Here is a 23,702-nt window from a genome sequence, read left to right as displayed (position 1 = left end):
TAATCCCAATATAAAAAATTGTTATTTATTTTTTATACATATAATTCCAGTTACACCAGGACCAGCATGTGCACCTATACACACACCAATTTGGAAAAATTTAATTTCCTTAGGTCTCAGTTCATCCTCCATAACTCTAGATAATTGTTCTTTTTCCTTAATGTCATCGCTATATCCTATATATACAACTTGGTCTGATAAATCATCCCCACAATTCGATTTTATCAAGTCTATCATCTTAGAAATTACATTCTTCTTACCTCTTACTTGAGATAATTGTGAGACTAACCCACCTTTTATTTCAAGAATAGGTTTTATATTTAATATACTTCCTATTGCCGCCTTAGTAGATGATATTCTTCCTCCCTTTTGTAAATACTCCAATGTATCCACGGAAAATATGACAAAAGCTTTTTCTTTTAATTCATCTAAAACAGGTAATATTTCATTAATAGATTTTCCTTCACTTGCAAGCTCTCCTGCTTTTATTACAAGCAGACCAGTTCCCATACAAAGTAAGTTAGAATCATATGTATATATTTCACCTTCTACATCATTCTTCGCCATTACAGCACTTTGATATGTTCCTGTAGCTGTAGCCGAACCAGCTATATAAAGTATTGCTCTACCTTCACTCGTGTATTTCTCAAAAACTTTCTTAAATTGGGCATAAGTAGCTTGAGAAGTTTTTGGATATGCATTTTCTTCTCTAAGCTTTTTATAAAATTCATCTCCAGATATATCAATCCTATCCTTGTATTCTTTTTCTTCTAATATAACTGTTAATGAAACAATATCTATATCATATTTATCTAACAAATCTTTTGGCACGTCCGATAAACTGTCACAGATTATCTTTAGATTTTTCATTAAGTATGCTCCTTTCTAATTTAGGATTATTTAAACTACCTCATATTAGGGTATCCTATTTGTCTTAAAGCCTCATATACTACTATAGCGACTGAATTTGATAAATTTAACGACCTAGCTTTTTCAACATCTAACATAGGTACTCTAATACAAGTATCCATATTTGCTTTCAACAAAGGCTCTGGTAATCCCTTTGTTTCTTTACCAAATACTATAAAACAATTTTCTTCATATTTTACATCTGAATGTGATTGTTTAGCCTTTGTTGTAGAAAAAAAGTATTTACTGTTTGGATATTTTTCTTGTAATTCTTCAAAGCTATCGTAATATTGTATATCAGCTATATCCCAATAGTCAAGACCACATCTTTTCAAGTGCTTATCATCCAATGAAAAACCTAATGGTTTTACTAAGTGCAAAGTTGAACCTGTTGCCGCACAAGTTCTTATTATATTTCCTGTATTTTGAGGTATTTCTGGTTCTACTAATACTATATTTAATGACATTTTTATCCTCCTAAATATCGTTCTTGTTTACTAAACTTTATTTTATAAATAGAATAACAATAATATTATACTATTATATATAATAATTTTAATAATAATTTTTATTTTATTATACATAATAGTTTTCTATCTAACATTTTCATAAGTATTATTATATCAGAAAATCACTCTTGTACAACTTACTTTGGAAAAGTTATTTCATTTCTTTAAGTTCTTGATAATAATTACAATTATCTTTTATTGGACAGTTTTCACACTCTGGATTTCTAGCTTTACACATTCTTCTTCCATGAAAAATCAATACATGATGTGAGTGTGACCATCTTTCTTTTGGTATAGCTTCCATAAGTGCAAATTCTGTCTTTTCAGGGTTTGGCTCGTCCACTATTCCAATTCTATTGCTAACTCTAAATACATGAGTATCTACTGCTATTGCTGGATGATTAAAAGCATTACTAAGAACAACGCCTGCTGTCTTTCTTCCAACGCCAGGAAGTTTTACAAGCTTTTCTAAAGTATCTGGTACCTCACCATTATATAATTCACACAACTGTTCAGATGTATCTTTTATTTTTTGAGCCTTACTTTTATAAAGACCACAACTTTTTATCTCTTTACTAATTTCTTCAATACTTAAATCTGCAAAATCTCTTGCTGTATTGTACTTCTTAAATAACTCTGATGTAACTTTATTTACTCTTACATCAGTACATTGAGCTGATAATATAGTTGCTATTAAAAGTTCAAAGGCTGTCCCATAATTTAGTTCACATGTAGCATCTGGATACAATTTTTCTAATTCATCTAAAATTTTATTTACATCTTTTTCATTTATCGATTCTTTCTTATCTACAGATTTACTCTTAGCTTTCTTATTACTCACTTTTTGTGTATTTTTACTAGACTTATTATCTTTTAATTTTCTATCTTTTTCACTTTTTTGAGCATCTTTTTTGCTAACTTTGACACTTTTTTTATTATCCTTAATATCTACAAAATTTTCTATATCTTTTTCATCAATTATTCCATCTACTTCTTTTTGAGTTTCAATTTTATTTACATCATTCTTAGTTACATCTTTCTTATTTATATCTTTCTTATTTACATTTTTCATAATTATCCCCCTTAAAATACCAATTTATAAAACACTATTTATATATAGTTTAATCATATCAACAAAAAATAAACATCAACATACAAAACAAAACTTACTCTACAGATATTTCACAAAAAAAGCAAAAACTTATTAAAGTTCCTGCTTTTTATTATACATATAAATACCCATTAAATTCTATTATAAACTTATTCTTTTGACTCAATTTGTATCTTACTAAAAGATAGTAGTTTTTCTTTGACCAATTTTTTTATTTCTTCAAATTTAACATCTGTCAATATCTCTATAGCTTCTTCCACTCTTTCAACTGTATATATTTTAAATTTTCCATCTTTTATAGCGTCATTAACTTCATCTGATAAAACAAGATTTCTCTGATTTTTCTTAGGAATTATTACACCCTGTTCATTGTTTAAGCCTTTAGTTTTACATATAGAATAAAATCCTTCTACTTTTTCACTTATTCCACCAACTACTTGTATATCTCCCTTTTGATTTATAGAACCTGTAACCGCAATATTTTGCTTAATTGGTACACCACTAAGAGATGATAACAATACATATAACTCCGCAGAAGATGCACTATCTCCATCTATACCTCCATAATTTTGCTCAAAACAAATATACGCATTTAATGACATCAATAAATTCTGTGCAAAGTTTTCAGAAAGATAGCCCCCTAATATAAGCACTCCTTTATTATGTATTGAGCCACTCATATTTACTTCTCTTTCTATATTTACTATACCATTACTTCCTGGACTAGTAGTGGCTGTAATTCTTGAAGCCCTACCAAAAGAATATTCTCCTGTACTTAAAACTGATAGCCCATTTATTACTCCAACTTTTTTTCCTTCTGTTTCTATTAGAGTAAAACCATTTTCAATTGATTCATCCATGTGTGTTTCTACTCTATTAATACGCTTTTTCTTTTCACTTATTGCTTTTTTAATATCATCTCGCTCTGTATAATTGGAACTTCTAAATTCTGCATATGCACTTCCTTCTATTACAACTTCCATTATTTTATTAAACTTAGTTGATAGCTTCTCTAAATCACCAGACAATTTAGTACTAAACTTAACAACTTCGTCAACTGCATCTTTCGTAAAATGTTTTAAGCCATTTTTATTACATTGATATGCTATAAATCTAGCTATTCCATCTTCATTATTTTCATTCTTATCCATTTCGCTATCAAAATCTACAAATATTTTAAAATATTTTCCAAAATCTTCTTCATATCTATATAAAATATCATATATATAATGACTTCCAATCAGTATCACTTTGACATCTAATGGCATATTTTCTGGTTTAATTGCTGTCTGTGTTTCTAAAATTACTTTTTTTGTTTGCAATGTCTTTTTAAGAATTTCCCAAGACATAGTATATTTTAATAACTGGTCTGCATAAAGCACCAAATATCCGCCATTAGCTCTATGAAATGCTCCTGATAATAGTTTTGTAAAATCAGTCTTTATATTTCCATTTGCATAATCATATTCTGCTTTTCCAAATAGGTTTGATGGGCTTGGATTTATCTCCACTATGACAGGTGCTGATTCCTTATTTTTTGAACCTCCATTATCTACAAATAAATTAATTTTATATTTTATAAAGTGTTCTTTATCATACTTATCTTTCAATTCTTCTTCATCTAAATAAAATAAATACATGTATTCTATGATATCTTTTTTTATATTTTCCAGATAAAGTTGAATTTTTTCATAACATTCATATTTTTCACATAACGATTTAATATGAGGTTCTACTACAAGCTTAGCTATCTCTTCTTCAAGCTCTAATACAGCCTTTTCAGCTTTTTCTTCCAAGTTTCTAATTTTATACACAACTTGTATTGCCATGTTTTCGAGTTCTCTTTTAGCCTTATAAAACTCTTCATCTGATATATCACTTTCTTCTTCATCTTCCTTCAAAGGTATGAAAACTATTCCCATTTTACTTTGTTTTAGTTTAAATCCTTTTTCTTCTCCATATTTTTTAATCTGCTTTAGTAACATATCTTTTTCTATTTCATATTCATCCAAAAGTTTATTTTTCTCTATTTCAAAATCTTCACTTTCAAATGCATTTTTAAAATCTTCTAAAAGACTTTCAACTAACTTTTCCATGTCTTTCTTAAGTTCTCTTCCAAACCCTTTTTCTAATTCAACTATCATAGGCTCTCTAGGGTTTTCAAAATTATATATATAGCACCAATCTTTATGTGTACTTTTTTTAGATGCATATTCATTTAAAACCTTTAAGGCATAAGTACTTTTACCTGTTCCAGATTCCCCAGCTAGGTATATGTTATAGGCTGGATTATTTATCTTTAAACCTAACTCCATAGCTTCTACTGCTCTTTCTTGACCCAATATACTATCTAGTGGACTTATTTCAGATGTATTATTATATTTCAATACTCCCCCACCTCCCCATATTTAACTTTAATGATATAATATGACTTTTACACCATAAGTGTTAAAGTAAATACACATTAAAGTATATGAAATAGACTCTTATTATTAGTCATCATACTTATCTAAAATTATTTCCATATTTCTCTTTATTATATTTTTACCCCTCCAGCTAAAAGCTCTATCTCCGTATCTCCTCTTAAATTCTTTATTTGATATATTTTGTATCTCATCATAATCCAAATAATCTATTATATCTTCCTTAAATTCCAAGATGTGAGTTGTTGGTATTTCAATATTATGCGGACATACTTCCTGACAAATATCGCATCCAAATATCTTTTTACTTTTCTTTAAAACATACTTTTCTTCCTCTGTCAAATCTCCCTTTTTTTGAGTTATATATGATAAACATTTTTTAGGATTCATATCATAATTTCCCAATATAGCATTTCCCGGACAATATTTTACACATTTTCCACATTTAAAACAGCTTTTTTCTAGTGGTTTATCTTCTTCAAACTTATAATTATTTACTATATATCCAATAAATATATAAGAACCATATTCATCAGTTATAATATTATTATTTATTCCAAAATATCCAATACCCGATAAATAAGCTAAATATCTGTCAACTAATGGTCCATTATCAGCAAATACCTTATATTTAAAACCTTCTACATTTTTGGAAATATAATCACAAATTTGTTGTAAAAAATCTTTTACTACAATATGATAGTCTTTTCCATGACAATATTTTGATAAATTTGAATTTTTATTCTTTTCTTGTCTATTTATATGGTATGGAAAAGCGCACACTATTATGGAGTTAGCATCTTCCATTATATTTCTAGGATTAATTCTATTTTCAATTATAGGTTCTTCCATACCTGTTAAATAGTCTTTTTTCTGTCTATCTTCAAGTATATCTCTTAGATTTTCATACTTATCTACTCCAGCTATTCCTACACACTTTAATCCTATAAGATTACAAAATTCTTTTACTCTGTTATTATCCATAAAATTATTCCTTCTCAACTTAAATTCTAAAATTACAATTATGCTACTTCTGTTTCTTTGTTTAGACATAACAACATTTGTATAGTCTAAAAATATATAGTCTAAATAGTCTAATTTTTTAAATTTACATATTTATATAATTTATTTTCTATATAATTTGACTTTTATGTACTGTTGTCTTAGTATAATTTAATATTTATCTATTTTAAATTTTCAGCTATTTTGCTCTTATAACACTACTTATTTTTCACTATCTATATTTTGTTATTCATAAAAGCACAACAAATAAGAATTTGCTTTTAAACCATCCACAGATTATAATAAATACTGTATAAGGATGGTGAATAAATTGATTAAAATAACAATACCAGGTAGACCCATTAGTAAATCTAATTTTAAACTTCATAATATAAATGGTCAAGCATGGATGCCTTCAAAGGGAAAATATTCTAAGTATTTAGCATATGAGAACATGATTGCAGGTTTTATAAATCAACAGTATCAAGGAGAAACTGTTGAAGAAAATTTAATAACAGTGTTAAAATTATTCTTCCCTAATAAGAGAATGGGCGATTTACATAACTATCCAAAGAGCATTTGTGATGGTATTGAAAAAAGTGGAATAATAAAAAATGATAAGCAGCTTAAGCCAGTACTTTTATTTGATTTTATAGATAAGGATAACCCTAGAGTTGAAATTGAACTTTATCCAATATCTAAATATGATATATCTTATAATATTTTTGAAAAATAAAAATCTGTATGTGATGATAAAATTATACTTATACAAAAACAATATTTATATAATAATTAGTACTTGTATAAATACTGGACTTGCATAAATTAAATATCTGCATGACAGTTGTACTAAAAAAATAATTTATATATAATGATAATACTTACAAAAAAAGAAATCGGTGTAAATTTATTACACCGATTTCGAGACTGTAAATTAATTTGTGCTTTTAAAGATAATTTTCACTTTATAGCAACAATTGTTTATTTACTATTAATGTTTCCCAATATATGAATTTTATTTTAATAAATTGTAAAATATATATATTTGGATATTCTTAAATATTTTTGGAAACCATATCTATTATGGCAAATTTTTAGAATATGATTAAATCATTGCCACAAAGAAGCTTTTTATTAATCTTGAAGTACAAATTATTTTACATTACCCATTTTTAAAAAAATAAATTATTTTAGGAGTTATAAGTAGATTTGTGTAAAAACAAATTTCCCTATAGCTCCTCTTTTAATTATAACCCAACTTTCGTATCAACTTTACATTCTTTTATTAATATATTTATTATAGTATTCTTCAAAATTTTCAATCACAATATTTTTGCTTCCTTTGTGCTTACCTTTCTGTTTTGCTATTATTATACATTCCACTTTACGTTCCAGTAGATTAGTTCTTTCAAACTCATTTATAGCCCCAATCATAGTCATCAGTAATTTACAATTTAATAGCAGAAAAATATTCTGTTTCATACAATTAAGTTAGAAGATAGACTCTTAAATATAAAGAAAAAGGTATAGATGGATTAGAAAATAGAAGAGGTAAAGCAAAAAAGAAGATGCATTAACTCAATTAGATGAGATAAAGCTGGAATTGAAAATTGTAAAAGCAGAAAACACAAATTATAACTGAAAAATGAATTCTTAAAGAAGTTAAAAAAATAAAAAGATGGTGGTAATTACACTTCCCAGAATGAAGATAAACATAAAGTGATTCAATATTTATTCAATGAAAAAAAAGCTTCGCTTATCCAATTATGTGAAATTGCTAAAGTAAATCGTTCTGGATACTATAAATGGCTAAATCTAGATAAAAGTAATTTAGAACTTGAAAACATTAAATTAACAACATTGATAACTAAGATATATGAAGAGAAAAATGTTGTCTTTGGTTCATTAAAGATGACTCTACAGTTAAATATAGAGTATAAACTTATGTGAGTCACAAAAGAGTATACAGACTAATAAGAGCACAGGCTTAAGATCTATTTATAGAAAAAATAAATTTATTTATGTTAAATGTATACCAGAAATTATTGCTGAAAATGTATTAAGTAGAAAATTTAGTGCAGATAAAACCTGTCAAAAATGGTTAACAGATGTAACTGAATTTAAATTAACTAATGGGACTAAGGCTTATTTAAATGCGATTTTGGATTTAGATGATAGAAGTATATTTTCATATGTTATTCGAAACTTTTGATAAAACAATAGAAGTCTATCCATGTGAAAAACCTATCTTTTATAGTAATAGAGGTTACCAGTATACTAGTAAGGTATTTAAATCAAAGCTTTTAACACAAGTCATGGTACAAAGTATGTCAAGAGTTAGTCGTTGCATTGATAAGTCTCCTATGGCATGTTTTGGGGAGATTTTAAAGATGGAAAGGTATTATTTGCAAAAGTTTGATACATATTAACAATTAGTTAAAGCTACAGATGACTATATATATTACTATAATAGTTTTAGATATCAAATGTTCAGAATAAATATTTAAATTTGATTTTTAAATATGCCATAGAATTTAGGGCTACTGGTTTAGTTGATAAAGCAGTAAAATATCATATAATAAAATTGTTCATGCTGTAATTGAAGTAGCCCTCATATCACTTTAGACTAGAAATAATAATTTTTCATAATCTGATTCATTACTTATTATTGAAATTAATGATAAAATTATACCTGTTGTTCCTTCTAAAAAGCTTGTATTTTTAATTATTTCTGCGTCTCTAAATGTTTTAAAACCAAATCTTAATGATGGATCAAATAATAGGTATATTTCGTCCAAAGTTTTTTCAAGATTGTACAGATAAACTTTGTCATTAGTTTCTTTATATATTGATGTCATTATAGATAAAACACTACTATGTCCATGACAAAGAATTGGTGTGTACAAATCATATTGCTCAAAATTTTGAGTTAATAAGTTTTTTAACATATCATTGCTTTGAAATACTAAAGTATCATTTTTTAAGTTTATAAATACATTTTTCAATCCTTTAGCTATGCTCATTCCTCCATAACACCAACTCTCTATCTGCGAGCGATTAACATCGAAACTTTTTTTCATATACTCATCAGGGGATATTTGTGTTGGCCATCTATAATAATCTTTTTCTTTATTTACAAACACCTTATATAAATTTAAAATTTTATCTATAGCCTTATCAATATCTTTTATATTGTTAATCTTTTTCTTTAATTTAGTTATTGAAATTAAAGGTGCTATCATACCATGAGCCATTCCAAAATTTAAATAACCTTCTGGAAATCTATCTTTATCAATTTCATTAATGATATACTTAGATTCCATATGGAATCTTGGAATTATATATTCTTTATATTCATAATCAAAACAAAGTGATATAAGATATTCGCCAATTTTCATTATTTTACAAATATCTTCATCAGCCCACTCAAATTCTAAAAGATAGTACAATACACCAGATACTCCATATATTAAATCATAATCAGTATCTTTAGAACCTTTAAATGTTATATTTTTTGTTAAAATTTCAACTTTCTTATAACACTCACTCAATAATAAATTATTTAATGAGTATAAAAAGTTTCCTAAAAGACCTGTTTTTTTATTAAATAAATATACTGAAAAAGCTGAATAACCTAAACCAATAAACATAGAAGGCTTTTTATTACTTTCAAAATCATGTTCTAGTTTATGTTTTATACCTCTTGCTAAACTATATCCTATTTCTATATATTCTTCTTTTTTCTCATTATTTACCAAAAGAATAAATTCGGATATTGTAATTAAATAATCTTCATATCTAAATGGTGGTATGTAATCATTTCTATATTCTTGTTTTATTGATATTAAATACCATTCAATAATAACTTTAATTTTATCAAAATAACTTTTTTTCAATTCAATATTACTTTTCATAGAGATCATAATTTATGCTCCTTTTTTTGGCAGCAAATTCTTGGAAAGAATCAGTATTTTTTATCCAATTTTGAGACCAAAATTTTAACTCATTTTGATGAGACACATTTTCAAAATTCACAGCATCCTTTGGTAATGTTTCAAATTTATACATTCTAAATAAATACTCTAAATAATAGTTTGAATATCCATAGTTTCCTTGTATCTTTCTAAGCATATCTTTAGCTATTAAAGTTGGCTTTTCATACATTGAATCATTAATATAAATAAAACTATAGTTAGATAAATTTTTAATTCCTAAATGAATAGATAAATGATCAAGATATTCAATAACTTTTTCTGACCCGCTGTGATCAGCAACAGTTAAAGTAAATCCTAATTTACCTGAAAAACTTAATAGATGAAATTGATAAGATATCCTATCTATAAATGTCTTCATTATCCCAGATACATCATTGGCATATACTGGCGATGCCAAAAGTATAATATCTGCTTTTTCCATATATTCACGAATTAAGACCATATCATCTAATTTATCTAATTCGCAAAAACCATCATTAAAACATTTTTGACATCCTATACAATACTTAAGATTTAATTCTCCTAGAAAAATACCTTTGTAACTATAAGCTTGATCTAGTTTTGTCAACTCATTAAGTATATTCTCTGTAATTGCTTTTGTTTGTGATCTATTATTATTAGAACCTATGATAGCTACAATATTTTTTTTAATAATACCCCCCCCTTAATTATATATCTACTTATTAAGCATAAGGTAACCAGTATAATTTTTTAATTAAAACTTATGATTTATCAATTCATTTCTTATATTAATAACAAATGCTTTATAAAATTTATTTAATTAACTACTTCTTTTTACCACATATACTAATTTTCGTCATATTGCAATTGCATGAATCACTTCCTCCACAATAAATATTTGTACAAACTTGTATTGATATTTGTACTGTAGTAATAACACATCCCCAAGTAGATGGAGGTACTGCTTTTGAATCAACTAAAGCATCATTTTTATTCTCTCTTAAATCAATATTAAAATCATCAAATTTTCCCATAACTAACCATCCTTTCAATTTTTTATGTAACCATTTTATTATAAAGCATTTGCTACTTACCAAGTTATTGTTTATATTTGCTCTGATTAATAATTGTTTTGACTGATAAATGAGCTAAGGATAATATTCTTTCTTCATAGTTTCTATCACCATGTAAACGATTACAGAACATGTGTGATATTGATAAAAATAAATTTTTATTATCTTCAGTATTGTTGCATGACTTCTCATTATTAGTTAATACTTTAAATTCAGTTAATTTATTTTTTCTAGATAAATAGTTTTCTAAAACAGTTTTATCTTTTACAAAGGCTTCAAAGTTGTCTTTTAAAACATTCTCTACAAAGCTAACATATTTGTTATTTGATTTATGAAATTCCTTCCTATATTCTAACTTATCAAAATCCATTAATATTTCATTTAATTCATCTAAATCTTTAGTTAAAGTTTTTAAAATGGAAATAACTCCAAATAAATATATCTCATCCAACACTTCTTTATTTTCGATATTATAAGAATTTAACAGTGATATGACAAACTCACTATCAGATTCAAATAATTCTTCAGCTTTACTTATAAGATTTAGACCTCCATATCTATTTGTTTCTCTTTCATAAACATCAAAAATCACTTTATTAACCATTCTACTATTTTCTATTTTTTCTAACCACTCACTAATTTTTCCTATATTTTTTATTGAACTTTCTTTACTCTCAAATTTAAATCTTATTCTCAAATGATATCCTGTATGGTCTAAATATCTAATGAAAAAAAATAAATGTTTATCTAGATTAAACCTTAACTCATTTTCTATAGAGTTTAATACATCTAAATTTCTATCTCCCACACCATAAACTTTTATATATACCCAACCATCTGAAAATAAATTAAAGCATCTATTTTCACTTATTATTTTTCTACCTTTGTTTATTTGTATAGCTTTTTTATAGTTTTCTATAATAAAAGTAAAAACAAATTCTGATATATATTTATTATTACATTCATCTACCACCATACTTCCATCAATTAAATTAGTTTCAACTTCAGAAAGCTCTACAAACCTAGATTTCTTTAATGAGGCTAATATCAAATTACTATACACATCTTTTTCCAAATTAATTAACAATCTATTATCAGCACTCTTTAAGTAAACATATTTATCAATGGAAAATTTATTAATATAATTTTTTAATTCTAAAATAAATTTTGAGCTATCATTAACTGTAAAATCGTCAGAATCTAATATCCAAGTTTTTGGAAAAGCCGTAACCTTTCCAATTTTTACTCTTGGGATATAAACACTACTTATATCATTAAACATAAATATTCTATGTATCAAGCATTTATTGTAATTACTAGAAATACGATACAAAATATATGCTACATCATTTATTACGCTAGGATTCAACATATTATCCAGTACAAATTTTATCTTTTTATTATTTTTATATTTAATATAAAATTGAGCGTTGTCATCTAAGCCTATTGATAAGTCTTCCACATTAATTTCTCCAACACTATCATTAGAAGGAAATCCAAAATTAATATAATTATTATAGTTTGTTGTTTTATTAAATATATTAGTAATTCTACCATTTGAGCTTATCTCTCTTATTTCTGATACTATATAGTCATCATCTATTAATTTATTTTTTTTGTCATAGATGTCTAAATACTCTTGGAAAAGCTTCTTATCTAATACCTCTTCAAATCTTTGGAATGTAGTTCCACCATCGTCACTTCCTACATTAGGTCCAACGAAATAATTATAGTTATTCATTTCATCTTTAGTTATAAAAACATTTAAATCAAAAGATATTGGCAGTTCAGTTTTAGGCTTAATTTCATCTTTTATATCTTTTTCCTCTATTATTATTTCGTCACTATGATTAATCTGAGATAAGGTTAACTTTTTCTCTAATAGTCGTTTGATCATATCCTCTCTTTCATATATTAATTTATTATGCTCATTCACATGTTTAAATCTTTTAATTGCATCAAAACCATTAGGATCAATAAAGTCAACAAATGGTACTTCTATATTCAGTCCATATTTTTCTATAAAATCATCTTCCACAGATTCATTATCATATTTTTTCTCAATAAATAAATTTTTAAAAATATTTGCAAATTCTTCTAAGTCTTTTTTTATATTAATATCAATTGAATTATTATTAAATTTTATACCAGTGTTTAACATTAAATATGTATTTGACTTATGGATACTCTCCATAATAGAAGAGATTTTCTTAATATTATTAACATCATAATTATAATTATTATAAAAAAATATTAAAGAATCTAACTCTTTTAATTTTGATAAGATTTCTTTGTTTTTTTCATCTAATTCTAGAAATTCAAGCTTTGATATTAGCTTTTTTAATGGTTCATGAGTTAATAAATTTATTCTTAAATCAGTTAATATAAACTCACTTTTTATTAACTTAAGTATAGTGTCATTAACAATATTTATATTAATTCCTTCATACATAGATACAATTGCTAAACATAATTTTTCGTAACTTTTAAACGTTTTTAATTCTTCTTTAATTAACTGTATCAAGTTTGAATATTTAATATTATTTTTATTTGAAGAAATTTTTTCATTACCTAAATTAGAACAAAAAGGATTTTTAAATCTATCTCCATATTTATAACATAAGGGATTAATTTTTAAGTTTAATTGCTTTAAAATTATTATATTATTTTCAAAAGAATTTATTATAAAATGAAGCCAAGAATTGTCAACATTAACTTTTTTAGTTACTAAATCCTTAGAAATATTTATTCCAATATCACTATTCCTAAATTGTGCTAGTCCTACTTTACTAAAACCACCAAATGGTGTTGGTCTTGATGATGATCTTATTATATATTTCAAAAGACTTTCTTTGTAGTTCTTTATTTTTTTTATTTTGCCTTCTTCTTTTTTTATAGTATACTTTTCAAAAGAGTCATATAAATTTCTACTTGATACAAGTAAATTTTCTTCAAAAAAATTATATAAATTGTATTCTTGAATTAAATTTTCAACATTTTCATTATAGTATCCATCTAATGCTGTATATATATTTATGGGTAAAGATGGTGTTCTTACCATAAAAATATCATGACATTTATATCTGTTCACATTCTCCATCAATAAACTCCCCTTCTAGTTGTATTTTATAAAGTTTTGAATATAATTTTCCTTGTTCAAATAAGTATTCATGTGTTCCTTTCTCTACAATACTTCCTTTCTCTATAACAATTACTTCGTCAACTTTTTTTACAATATTTATAAATCTATGGGTTATTATTATACCTATCTTATTTTCGAAAACCTTTGTATATAAGTTTGATAAGTTGTTTTCTGTAAATGGATCTAGGCTTGAATTAGGTTCATCTAAAAGGTATACATCTGCATTTTTGACAAAAGTTCTTGCTAAGGCAACTCTGTGCCACTGTCCCATTGAAATTTGTTTTCCAGAGTCAAACCAATATCCCAATTGTATATCATATTTATTAATTTCACCTTCTATAATTTTATTTAAATCAAACTTATTTATTATTTTTTCTAATTTCATATCATCATTAATTAAAGTAAGGTTACCATAATAAATATTTTCTCTAAGTGTTGCTTCAAACCTTAAAAAATCTTGAAATAAAAATCCTAACTTTTCTCTATATGAATCCATATCTATATTTTTGATATCAACTCCATTGATTAAAATATCTCCTTCATAATCAAAATAGTAACCCATTATTAATTTACCTAAAGTAGTTTTTCCACTACCATTTAAACCTACAATAGCAAAAGAAGTACCCTTTTTCATAACTAAATTTATATTTTTAAGTATATAATCTTGACTACTTTTATACTTAAAAAATACATTTCTAAATTCAATCTTTTCAATAGAATCTACCTTTATTAATGTCTTTTTTGTTTGAAGTTCAACTTCATTTGTCATATCTAAAAGTTCAAATAACATGTTGATATATAAACTGTTTTGCTTTAAAATTGAAAATAAATTCAAAATATTTTTAATATTATCTTTTATATTCATTATCAGTTTTGTATATGTAATAACATCACCTATTAATATAACTTGAACTATACCAAAATATATTATTATTCCAAATAATATGCCATCAATAAATTCTTCTAAAAAATCTAATAGTGATATTTTAGTCAGTCTTTCTTTCTCTAATGTTAAGTCTTGTTTATTAAATTTATTTATGTATATATTATATTTTTTTATAAAATATGAAAATAAATTGTTAATTTTTAATTCTTTGAAAGCATCTCCATTAGTAATTAAATAACTGTAATACCATGATTTTCTAGTCTCACTTGTCCTATTTCTAATGATGTTATATTTCTTGATATTGAGTTTATTTATAACGAAAAATTTTATTATAGGTATAATTATAATAAAAGGTATAATCCAAATATTAAAACCTATAAATTTTATAATGTATAAAATAGTGGTTATTAGTAAAGTCATTATTTGAATAATTGTGCTTATCATTAATATAATTTTATTATTGATATCTCCTTGTGCTCTATTAAATCTATCATACACATCACTATCCTCAAAATCTTTTAAAGAAAGATTAGATGCCTTCTCTAAAATTAAGTTATCTAAACATAAATTGAACTCTAATTCAAATTTGTTTTTATAATAACCTATAAATGTTTCTATTATTAAGAGTAAAAAGTTTACAAATAAATATAAAAATACAATAACAAATATTTTTTCAATATTTTTATTACTTATTTGCAAAGAATTTATAATTTCTTGCATTAAATTAAGAGATAACAATGGTAGAATTGATAGTATTATTGAAGAAATCAAGCTGATAAAAATAAATTTTTTATCAGTATCTAATATTAATTTTATTATTCGCTTCATTTTTAAGATTTTATTATTTTTAATAATTATCACTTCCATTTTAATTAATAATTGCAGTTACATAAAGTTGAATTATAATTGAGATAAATCATACATGTAGATTACTTTTTAAAAAGTATTAATGATTTTTTGACATTTGCAAATGTGATATGGGATTAATTTATGTTTATGAATAATATATATTTTATTAATTTTCTATTTATTATTAGTATATTAGGTGTTTTTCCTAATTTCAACACTTATTTTTATACATAATAGTACACAAACTTTACAATAAAATTTATAATAAAATTTATTATTTTATGTTATTAATATATATTTCAAAAAATTATTGCTATTAAATTTATAATTTTGTTATTTAAAATAGCAAAATTATAATATTTTTTTAATATAATTTATTTTATCATTTAACATAAATTAGTAAAATACTATAATTTTTATACCTTCTGATTAAATTGTACTAGTAAATAGATGTCTATCTACTAATTCCTTTCTTCTTCAAACACTTAATGTCTTAATCTATATTTTAATTTATTTTCAGTCTTGACAATAAAACTTGTCATGCTATAATAATATTAATACCAAGTAAACTTGGCATATATAAAAGGAGGTTTATTAAATGAATAAAGAGGAAATTTTAAAAAAGAGCCGCCAATCAAATAATGATGAAGGTATAAAATATATACAAAATAAAGGAAGATCTGTAGGATATTTTGTATTCTGTTGTATATACGTTTTTATCATTCTATTTAATGCTTATGTAGGACAAGAAAGTTATGCTGCATCTTCATTATTTTGGGCATTTTTAGCTGCTGAGACTATTTCAAAATATCCATTTACACATAAAAAATCTTATATTATTGTTGGAATTATAGGTACAATCGGTACTATTTTTTCATTAATTAATTTTGTACTATTATCATTGAGGTAGTCAAATGAAAAAAGAATTAGTATTAAAAAATAACTTAAAAGCAGCTAGAGAAGAAATAAATTTATCTCAGAGCCAATTAGCTGAATTAGTTGGTGTGTCAAGGAACACTATTAGTTCAATAGAAACAGGAAAGTTCAATCCAACAGCAAGACTAGCACTTATTTTGTGTATAGCTTTAGATAAAAAATTTGAAAAATTATTCTATTTTTAATTATAGTAAAGTTATATTATTACCAAAAATTCTATGTAATATGTGTAATTTAAATAAAAAGGTTATATAGTTGTATATATAAGGAATAATAAAAAATAGGCTGTGAAGAATGATTATGAGATATTTGAGAATAATATATTCCATAAAGAATTTGAAAAAATTGCTTAAGCTTGTTATATGGAACAAATGAAATCTTTCTCTAAATTATTTAAGAATAAAAACTTCTATAATCTATAATGTAAAACTTAGCCAAAGAATTGTATAAAGATTTAAAGAAGTAAAAAAGATTAAAGTAAAAAGCAACTATAGCATCTAATTACCTATACTCCATTTTTACACATATGCACTCTATCTTATATATGGTTAAACACTGTTTTCTCCGAACTGTAATATTATTAAATTTCAATCTGTTCATTTTGTATTTTGTAAATTAAGCGTTCACAGGATTATGGTAAAATAAACTATTTTTATTTTGCAAGTGTGATAAACTACCAAAAATAATAATCTGTATCTTTAATAGGGAGATTTCTTGACTATTCTTGAAAAAATATAACAAATGAGGAATTTTGTATGGAAAAATGTGAGATTGACTTTGTAGAATATAAATCATCAGATACTATTACGAAACAGTGTAAGCGTTCAGATATTCGAAAATACACTGATATTGGATACTATGTAGATATGCATAAAAATGGAAATTGGTTTTTAAAAAAGATGCAAAGGTTAGTTTTACAATAAAAAATTCCTCACATACTGAAACTCTTGACAAGAAATATGATATAGTAAGATTTTATTCTAGAGATCGAATTTTCAAAGCTTTAGTTTACAATTTTAAACAAGACATAAAGAGTGGGATAGTAAGCATTTATATGGATAAAAACGAAAATATGAAATAAAGTCTAATTAGTATTAACACTAAAATAGTAGTTATTTTATATATCTAAATATTTTTTTATACAGATTAAGAAAGTAGATACTGTATACTCTCTTAATCTGTGCCTATTTATTTTATAAGAAAATTGACTATCTTTCAAGTTCATTATTTTTTTGAATAATATTTTCGTCATTTTTAAATATAAATGTAAGATCTTTTGAATAATCACTGATTTTAAACGAAATTGTAAATTAATTTGTGCTTCTAAAGATAATTTTCGCTTTATAGCACAATTGTTTATTTACTATTAATGTTTCCCAATATATGAATTTTATTTTAATAAATTGTAAAATATATATATTTGGATATTCCTAAATATTTTTGGAAACCATATCTATTATGGCAAATTTTTAGAATATGATTTTTAAAAATTATATTCTATTATCAAAAAATATGGATAACTGATTGTATATACCATCCCAGTTATTTCTCCAAATTTTAATTGCTTAAGGATACTGCTTACCACCTTTTTCATCTATTTTATCTAAAGTTGACGAAGCTTCTTGTTCATTAACTGCCTTATATACAGATTTAAAATCACTTATTAATTATTTTGAATCTTTGTATGAAATATATTTAAAAGTGTTTCTTATCTGATGGATTATACATTTTTGTATTACAGAATTAGGATAACTTGCAACTATCGCCTCTTTAAAGCCATTTAATCCATCAAAACTGAAAATCAGTACATCTTTAACTTCTCTATTTTTTGAATCCGTTAAAACACTATACCAAAACTTTGATTTTTCGTTTTCACCTATCCATATTCCTAAAATATCTTTGAAACCATCCTTATTTACTCCTAAAATCACATATGCAGCTTTATTTTTTATTTTTCCATCATATCTTACTTTATAATGAATTGCATCCATAAATACAAAAGGATAAACTTGTTTAAGGGGTCTATTTTGCCATTCTTTAGTTCTTGAATTACAACATTTGTTGTATTATCAGTTGAAATTTCTATACCACATAAATCTAATATTTAGTCATGTATATCTCTTGTTGACATACCTCTTGCATAAAGTGATATTATTTTTCCTTCGATTCCTGAGGTATCTCTAATGTTTTTAGGAACGACTATTAGATTAAAGTCATTATCTCTGCCTCTTGGAACATCTAGTTGTAAATCTCCAAATTGTGACTTTATAGTTTTTTGCTATATCCATTTCTTCTGTTACTTGTATTCTTATTATGGTTGTCACCATTTTCATAACCTAGTTCTAATGCCATTTCTTGCTCTAACATCTCTTGTAATATATCTCTAGATTTTATAAATTCTCCATCTGGTATAATTTATTTGACTAATTGTTTTCTAAAGTATTCATAAAAAAGCTTCTTTATGACATTTGATTATATTTAAATCATTGCCATAAAGAAGCTTTTTATTAATCTTGAAGCACAAATTATTCTACATTACACCGATTTCAATAAGTAAAATCTATCCTAACTTTTCAACAACAGTCTTTAACATTTCTCTTATTGGAAGTTCATATGGACATCGACTCTCACAAAGCCCGCAGTCAATACATTCAGTAGGTTTAACATCCATAACTTCGTATTTTTCCTTAGCCCACTCTTCTAATCCATATCTAGTGTAATAACCTTCGCATAAGAAGCTTAAAGGTATATTTATTCCAACAGCACAAGGCATACAATATTCACATCTTCTACAGAATTTTTTACCTAGAGAATTTCTTATTTCTTCAATTGCTTTCTCATCATTCTCATCTAATACAAGATTTTCAAGCACAGCGACATTTTGTCTAACTTGCTCAACACTATCCATTCCTGGTATAACCACATCTATATAGTCCTTAGACAATATATATTTAATAGCCAATGTAGCATTATCTAAAGCTCCACCAGCTAAAGGTTTCATTACTATTATACCAATTCCTTTTTCATGAGCTTTTTTAAATACCTCGTCTGCTTGTCCTTCAACTATATTGTAAGGAAATTGTATAGTATCAAATTTGCCACTTTCTAAAGCTTTTTCTATAGTATTTAAGTTATGACTAGTTATACCAATATGTTTTATCTTACCTTGTTCTTTTGCTTCTAAAAGAGCATTATAAGCTGTTTTACCTTTAAAAAGATTGTCATACTCTTCTTCTTTAACATTGTGGAATTGATATAAATCTATAAAATCAGTTTTAAAGTTATTTAAACTTATTTCCACATCTCTCTTCATTGAATCATAATCTCTAGACATACTTTTAGTAGCTAGAAAAAATTTATTTCTTTTTCCTTCTATAGCAATTCCAATCGCTTCTTCACTTATTGTATATCCCCTCGCGCTATCAATAAAGTTTATGCCTTGTTTTTCTAGCTCATTTATAACTAAATTAGTATCTTCTTGTGTAATTCTTTGTATTGGAATTCCCCCAAAACCGACTCTTTTTATCTTCATACTAGTTTTGCCTAAATTTCTCATAACCTTCCCCACCTAACTTTTAATTAATTTTACACATTATCAATATGTTACTTTTAATTATACAACAAATTATGAGAATTTTTGCAATCTATTTATATACTATTCACAATATATACACATATTATCAAGTTCATTTATATAGTTTATAATATACTCTTTTATATTAAATCAAGATTTCATTTAATATGCTTCATAATATACCAATCTATATTTCACTAACTTCTAATCTAAATTTAATCTACATAGCATCAAAATATTATTTATATCAAATCAAAATACTATCTACATCACATTAAAATATTATTTACTAGATAAAATTTCTTTAATCATCTTAATCTCTATCTTATGACCTTCATCATCAAAAGGTGTTTCTAAGAAAAATGGCAAATCTTTAATGCTTGGATGTTCCATAAAATCAGTTAAAGCTTTTAGTCCTATCTTACCTTCACCTATTGCAGCATGTCTATCTTTTTTATCTCCAAATGGCATCATACTATCATTTAGATGTATAGTTTTTAATCTATCTATACCTATAACCTTGTCGAATTCCTCTAAAACTCCATCCAAATCATTAACTATATCATAACCAGCTGAAAAAATATGACATGTATCAAGACACACACCTATTCTTTCTTTATGTTCGATATTATCTATTATGCTCTTTAACTGCTCAAAACTAAATCCTATTTCAGTTCCCTTTCCTGACATTGTTTCAAGGAGTATCGTTATATTTTCATCTCCTTTAATAGCATTGTTTAGCCCTTTTACTATTCTATCTATACCAAAGTCTACTCCACCGCCTACATGACTTCCAGGGTGAAAACACATGTATTCTATACCTAGTGAGTCCATTCTTCTTATGTCTTCATCTATTACTCGTGTTGCGAATTCATAAACATCATCCTTCACTCCACCTAGATTCATAGTATATGGAGCATGTGCAAGTAATGGTGCAAAATTGTTTGCTTTTCTAATCTCTTGAAATTTAGTTATATCTTTTTCATCAAATGCTTTAGCATTTCCTCCTCTTGGGTTTCTACTAAAAAATTGAAATGTATTTGCACCAATATACACAGCTGTTTCAGCTGCCTTTGCAAATCCTTTTGCTATTGAAATATGTGTTCCTAATTTAATCATATTAATCTCCTTTTATTTATATATAATTTTAATTTTTAAACTTTTAATAAGTAAGTATTGATTTTAGTATAACTATAATTAATTTCGTATAGATTAATTATAAATTTTAATATTTATAGTTTAATTATACCCATTTTGATAAATTTCAAAGAGCATATTTATTCACTCTAATAGCATAAAAAAATAGAGACTAAAAATCATTATTTTACTCATGCTCAAAAGTATTTTTTGATTATTAAGTAAATTCTGATGTTCAATCTCTAATCTTATGTTTTATAATTAATACATAATTAATGATTCTAATTAGGACATTCTTCTTCAACTGTAGGAACTACAACCATAGCTATATCATACTTAGAACCTTCAACGCTGTCTTGTCTTTTATTTAAAATTTCATCTATCTTTGATTTCATAGTGTCATTAAGTTCAACTAATTCATCATGAGTAAGAGAAATATCATGATAATCAACTATATTTTCATTTTCTAAAACATCTTCCTCTGCTGCTTTATAAAAAACTTCACTCATATTTTCAAATCTTGATATGTACAATTCTTCTTTTTCTTCCCCATTGTCTAAAGAAAAATTAAGTATCCTGTTCCCTATAACCACATTTTTTGCACTTGGATAATAATATTTTTCCACAATCCCCGACTTTATTTTTTCCTCAACTAATTCTAAAATACCAACTTTGTATAACATTTTTATGTGGTAGTTTATTTTTGCATGAGGTTCTTCCAATAATTGAGATAATTGTTTTGCTGACAATGGCGATTTGTCAAATGCTTTTAGAATATCTATTCTACGTGGATGTGCAATAGCCTTTATGCACTCCAAATCTCGTAATACCAATACCTCTTTCATTGACCCCTCCTAAAAAATTTATTTAATTCATATTTCTTTACAATTTAATTATATATTAAATTATATGTTGTTGTCAAAAAAATCCTTTCTTAAAATTTTAAAAAATATTTAATCTGAGTTTATTTGACAACTCCTCTAAAACTTTAACTCCTGCGACGCTGTTACCTTTTTTGTCAAGTGCAGGTCCATAAACACCAATACCCATACGTCCTGGCACAGAAGCCACTATACCACCCCCAACCCCAGATTTTGCAGGAATTCCAACTTTAATAGCAAATTCCCCAGAAGCATCATACATTCCACAAGTCATCATAAAGGTTTTGACAATTCTAGATACCATTTCACTCATTAAATGCTCTCCATTTTCTATGTCTACTCCATAATTAGCAAGATTTATACCAATTCTCGCTAAATCTATAGAATCCACTTCAATTGAGCATTGTTTAAAATAAAGGTCTAAAACATCTTCTACATTACCTCTGATAAATCCATCACTTTTTAACAGATAAGCCATAGCTCTATTTCTATCTCCAGTCATTTTTTCAGACTTATAGACATCATAATTTATTCCTATATTATCATTTTTTGCCAACTTTCTAAAAAAACTAAGCATTCTTTCTTCTTTTTCTTCCAAACAGCTCCCATTTATAAGAGAAGTGGTAACTATTGCTCCTGCATTTATCATTGGGTTACAAGGCTTTTTAGTATCATTAGTCTCAAGTTTCATTATAGAATTAAATGGGTCTCCACTTGGCTCCATTCCAACATTTGAAAAAACGTCTTCCCAGTCATTGTCCATAAGTGCCATTGCAAGCACAATTGGTTTTGAAATGCTTTGTATAGTAAATTTCGTGCTACAATTTCCAGCACTATAAAGGTTATTTTCACTATCTATAATACAAATTCCTAAATCATTTCTACGAGCATTTTTTAATTCTGGTATGTAACTAGCAACTTGTCCATAATTTGTATATTTTTTATTAGAACTTATAATTTCTTTTAATAATGTCTCATCTAACGTATTCATATGCACCTCATCATCTTATGTTATATACTCTATTTTAGCACAAGTTTATACTATAATAAAACAGTGTTAAAAAAAATTATACTTTAAAACTATTTTTTGCAAACTTAACTTTATTTTTCAAGCATATTATAAAAAATATCATAATATTATAAAAGGAGTATTAAAGTTAAACAGTATTTATTATCTATACTAATTCTCACAAAACAAAGAATTTTTGATAACTAAATAGAATTTTCACTTTAATACTCCATCAATATTATTTAAAATACAAACCATAGATTATTCAGTATCTCTAAGAAAATATTTAGTTCAATATGAGTACA

Annotated in this window: 22 protein-coding genes; 6 read left to right on the top strand and 16 right to left on the bottom strand. The window is 25.4% G+C overall.

The features are described from left to right. Window positions 1-21: 21 nt before the first annotated feature. From KGF46_RS16895 to queG, 5 genes are all read right to left on the bottom strand, one after another. Window positions 22-870, bottom strand: coding sequence for a DegV family protein (locus tag KGF46_RS16895; RefSeq protein ID WP_227840916.1), 849 nt, complete (start codon window positions 868-870; stop codon window positions 22-24). A 35-nt stretch (window positions 871-905) separates the two neighbouring features. After that, window positions 906-1,376 carry a tRNA (uridine(34)/cytosine(34)/5-carboxymethylaminomethyluridine(34)-2'-O)-methyltransferase TrmL gene (gene trmL, locus KGF46_RS16890; protein ID WP_003429657.1) on the bottom strand — a complete coding sequence of 157 codons (471 nt, stop codon included), beginning with the start codon at window positions 1,374-1,376 and terminating at the stop codon, window positions 906-908. Window positions 1,377-1,569: 193 nt separating this feature from the next. Further along, window positions 1,570-2,490 carry an endonuclease III gene (nth, locus tag KGF46_RS16885; RefSeq protein WP_227842747.1) on the bottom strand — a complete coding sequence of 307 codons (921 nt, stop codon included), beginning with the start codon at window positions 2,488-2,490 and terminating at the stop codon, window positions 1,570-1,572. A 188-nt stretch (window positions 2,491-2,678) separates the two neighbouring features. Then, the gene (locus tag KGF46_RS16880) at window positions 2,679-4,916 is read right to left on the bottom strand and encodes a Lon protease family protein (RefSeq protein WP_227830315.1); all 2,238 of its coding nucleotides are present in this window, start codon (window positions 4,914-4,916) and stop codon (window positions 2,679-2,681) included. 105 nt (window positions 4,917-5,021) lie between these two features. Further along, complete coding sequence (gene queG / locus KGF46_RS16875) at window positions 5,022-5,936, bottom strand: tRNA epoxyqueuosine(34) reductase QueG (RefSeq protein WP_227842748.1); 915 nt, start codon at window positions 5,934-5,936, stop codon at window positions 5,022-5,024. 349 nt (window positions 5,937-6,285) lie between these two features. Between queG and KGF46_RS16870 the strand changes: the two genes are divergently transcribed. The 3 genes from KGF46_RS16870 to KGF46_RS16860 all read left to right on the top strand — a co-directional run bounded on the left by KGF46_RS16870 (window position 6,286) and on the right by KGF46_RS16860 (window position 8,383). Next, window positions 6,286-6,690: a RusA family crossover junction endodeoxyribonuclease gene (locus KGF46_RS16870; protein WP_227433607.1), complete on the top strand. Its 405-nt coding sequence runs from the start codon at window positions 6,286-6,288 to the stop codon at window positions 6,688-6,690. Window positions 6,691-7,673: 983 nt separating this feature from the next. Beyond that, window positions 7,674-7,904: a hypothetical protein gene (locus KGF46_RS16865; RefSeq protein WP_227842749.1), complete on the top strand. Its 231-nt coding sequence runs from the start codon at window positions 7,674-7,676 to the stop codon at window positions 7,902-7,904. 242 nt (window positions 7,905-8,146) lie between these two features. Further along, window positions 8,147-8,383, top strand: a complete 237-nt coding sequence (locus tag KGF46_RS16860) for a hypothetical protein (protein ID WP_227854898.1) — start codon at window positions 8,147-8,149, stop codon at window positions 8,381-8,383. Between the two features lie 192 nt (window positions 8,384-8,575). On the opposite strand, the gene KGF46_RS16855 is transcribed toward KGF46_RS16860, so the two are convergent. The 5 genes from KGF46_RS16855 to KGF46_RS16835 form a co-directional block, all read right to left on the bottom strand. After that, a complete protein-coding gene (locus KGF46_RS16855) occupies window positions 8,576-9,877 on the bottom strand; it encodes a lanthionine synthetase LanC family protein (protein ID WP_227854899.1) in 1,302 nt (433 codons plus the stop codon). Continuing rightward, window positions 9,858-10,580, bottom strand: a complete 723-nt coding sequence (locus tag KGF46_RS16850; RefSeq protein WP_227862194.1) for a flavodoxin family protein — start codon at window positions 10,578-10,580, stop codon at window positions 9,858-9,860. Before KGF46_RS16850 ends, KGF46_RS16855 begins: the two co-directional genes overlap by 20 nt. Window positions 10,581-10,734: 154 nt before the next feature. Further along, window positions 10,735-10,944 (bottom strand): hypothetical protein, encoded by a 210-nt coding sequence (locus KGF46_RS16845; protein ID WP_227830321.1) that lies wholly within the window; start codon window positions 10,942-10,944, stop codon window positions 10,735-10,737. Between the two features lie 64 nt (window positions 10,945-11,008). Beyond that, window positions 11,009-14,083: a lantibiotic dehydratase gene (locus KGF46_RS16840; RefSeq protein WP_227842750.1), complete on the bottom strand. Its 3,075-nt coding sequence runs from the start codon at window positions 14,081-14,083 to the stop codon at window positions 11,009-11,011. Continuing rightward, a complete protein-coding gene (locus tag KGF46_RS16835; RefSeq protein WP_227862191.1) occupies window positions 14,061-15,839 on the bottom strand; it encodes an ABC transporter ATP-binding protein in 1,779 nt (592 codons plus the stop codon). The genes KGF46_RS16840 and KGF46_RS16835 overlap by 23 nt, the downstream gene beginning before the upstream one ends. 619 nt (window positions 15,840-16,458) lie before the next feature. Between KGF46_RS16835 and KGF46_RS16830 the strand changes: the two genes are divergently transcribed. The 3 genes from KGF46_RS16830 (at window position 16,459) to KGF46_RS16820 (ending at window position 17,719) form a co-directional block, all read left to right on the top strand. Continuing rightward, a complete protein-coding gene (locus KGF46_RS16830; RefSeq protein WP_227829965.1) occupies window positions 16,459-16,770 on the top strand; it encodes a DUF6442 family protein in 312 nt (103 codons plus the stop codon). Between the two features lie 4 nt (window positions 16,771-16,774). Further along, entirely contained in the window at window positions 16,775-16,981 is a 207-nt protein-coding gene (locus tag KGF46_RS16825) for a helix-turn-helix transcriptional regulator (RefSeq protein ID WP_227829966.1), read from the top strand. A gap of 570 nt (window positions 16,982-17,551) precedes the next feature. Then, window positions 17,552-17,719, top strand: coding sequence for a hypothetical protein (locus KGF46_RS16820; RefSeq protein WP_227829967.1), 168 nt, complete (start codon window positions 17,552-17,554; stop codon window positions 17,717-17,719). A gap of 744 nt (window positions 17,720-18,463) precedes the next feature. Here the strand turns inward: KGF46_RS16820 and KGF46_RS20155 are convergent. The 6 genes from KGF46_RS20155 to glsA form a co-directional block, all read right to left on the bottom strand. Then, a complete protein-coding gene (locus tag KGF46_RS20155; RefSeq protein WP_255287876.1) occupies window positions 18,464-18,787 on the bottom strand; it encodes a transposase in 324 nt (107 codons plus the stop codon). A 113-nt stretch (window positions 18,788-18,900) separates the two neighbouring features. Continuing rightward, the gene (locus KGF46_RS20150) at window positions 18,901-19,065 is read right to left on the bottom strand and encodes a transposase (protein ID WP_304521572.1); all 165 of its coding nucleotides are present in this window, start codon (window positions 19,063-19,065) and stop codon (window positions 18,901-18,903) included. A 291-nt stretch (window positions 19,066-19,356) separates the two neighbouring features. Next, a complete protein-coding gene (locus tag KGF46_RS16810; protein ID WP_227862190.1) occupies window positions 19,357-20,352 on the bottom strand; it encodes an aldo/keto reductase in 996 nt (331 codons plus the stop codon). Window positions 20,353-20,652: 300 nt separating this feature from the next. Beyond that, window positions 20,653-21,489, bottom strand: coding sequence for a deoxyribonuclease IV (locus tag KGF46_RS16805; RefSeq protein ID WP_227862189.1), 837 nt, complete (start codon window positions 21,487-21,489; stop codon window positions 20,653-20,655). A gap of 299 nt (window positions 21,490-21,788) precedes the next feature. Continuing rightward, window positions 21,789-22,352: an ArsR/SmtB family transcription factor gene (locus KGF46_RS16800; RefSeq protein ID WP_227433610.1), complete on the bottom strand. Its 564-nt coding sequence runs from the start codon at window positions 22,350-22,352 to the stop codon at window positions 21,789-21,791. A 97-nt stretch (window positions 22,353-22,449) separates the two neighbouring features. After that, complete coding sequence (glsA, locus tag KGF46_RS16795) at window positions 22,450-23,379, bottom strand: glutaminase A (RefSeq protein WP_227862188.1); 930 nt, start codon at window positions 23,377-23,379, stop codon at window positions 22,450-22,452. Window positions 23,380-23,702 lie beyond the last annotated feature (323 nt).

It is taken from the genome of Clostridioides sp. ZZV14-6153 (genome assembly GCF_020657855.1).
Lineage (GTDB): Bacteria > Bacillota > Clostridia > Peptostreptococcales > Peptostreptococcaceae > Clostridioides.
This window is presented reverse-complemented; position numbering and strand designations above follow the sequence as displayed.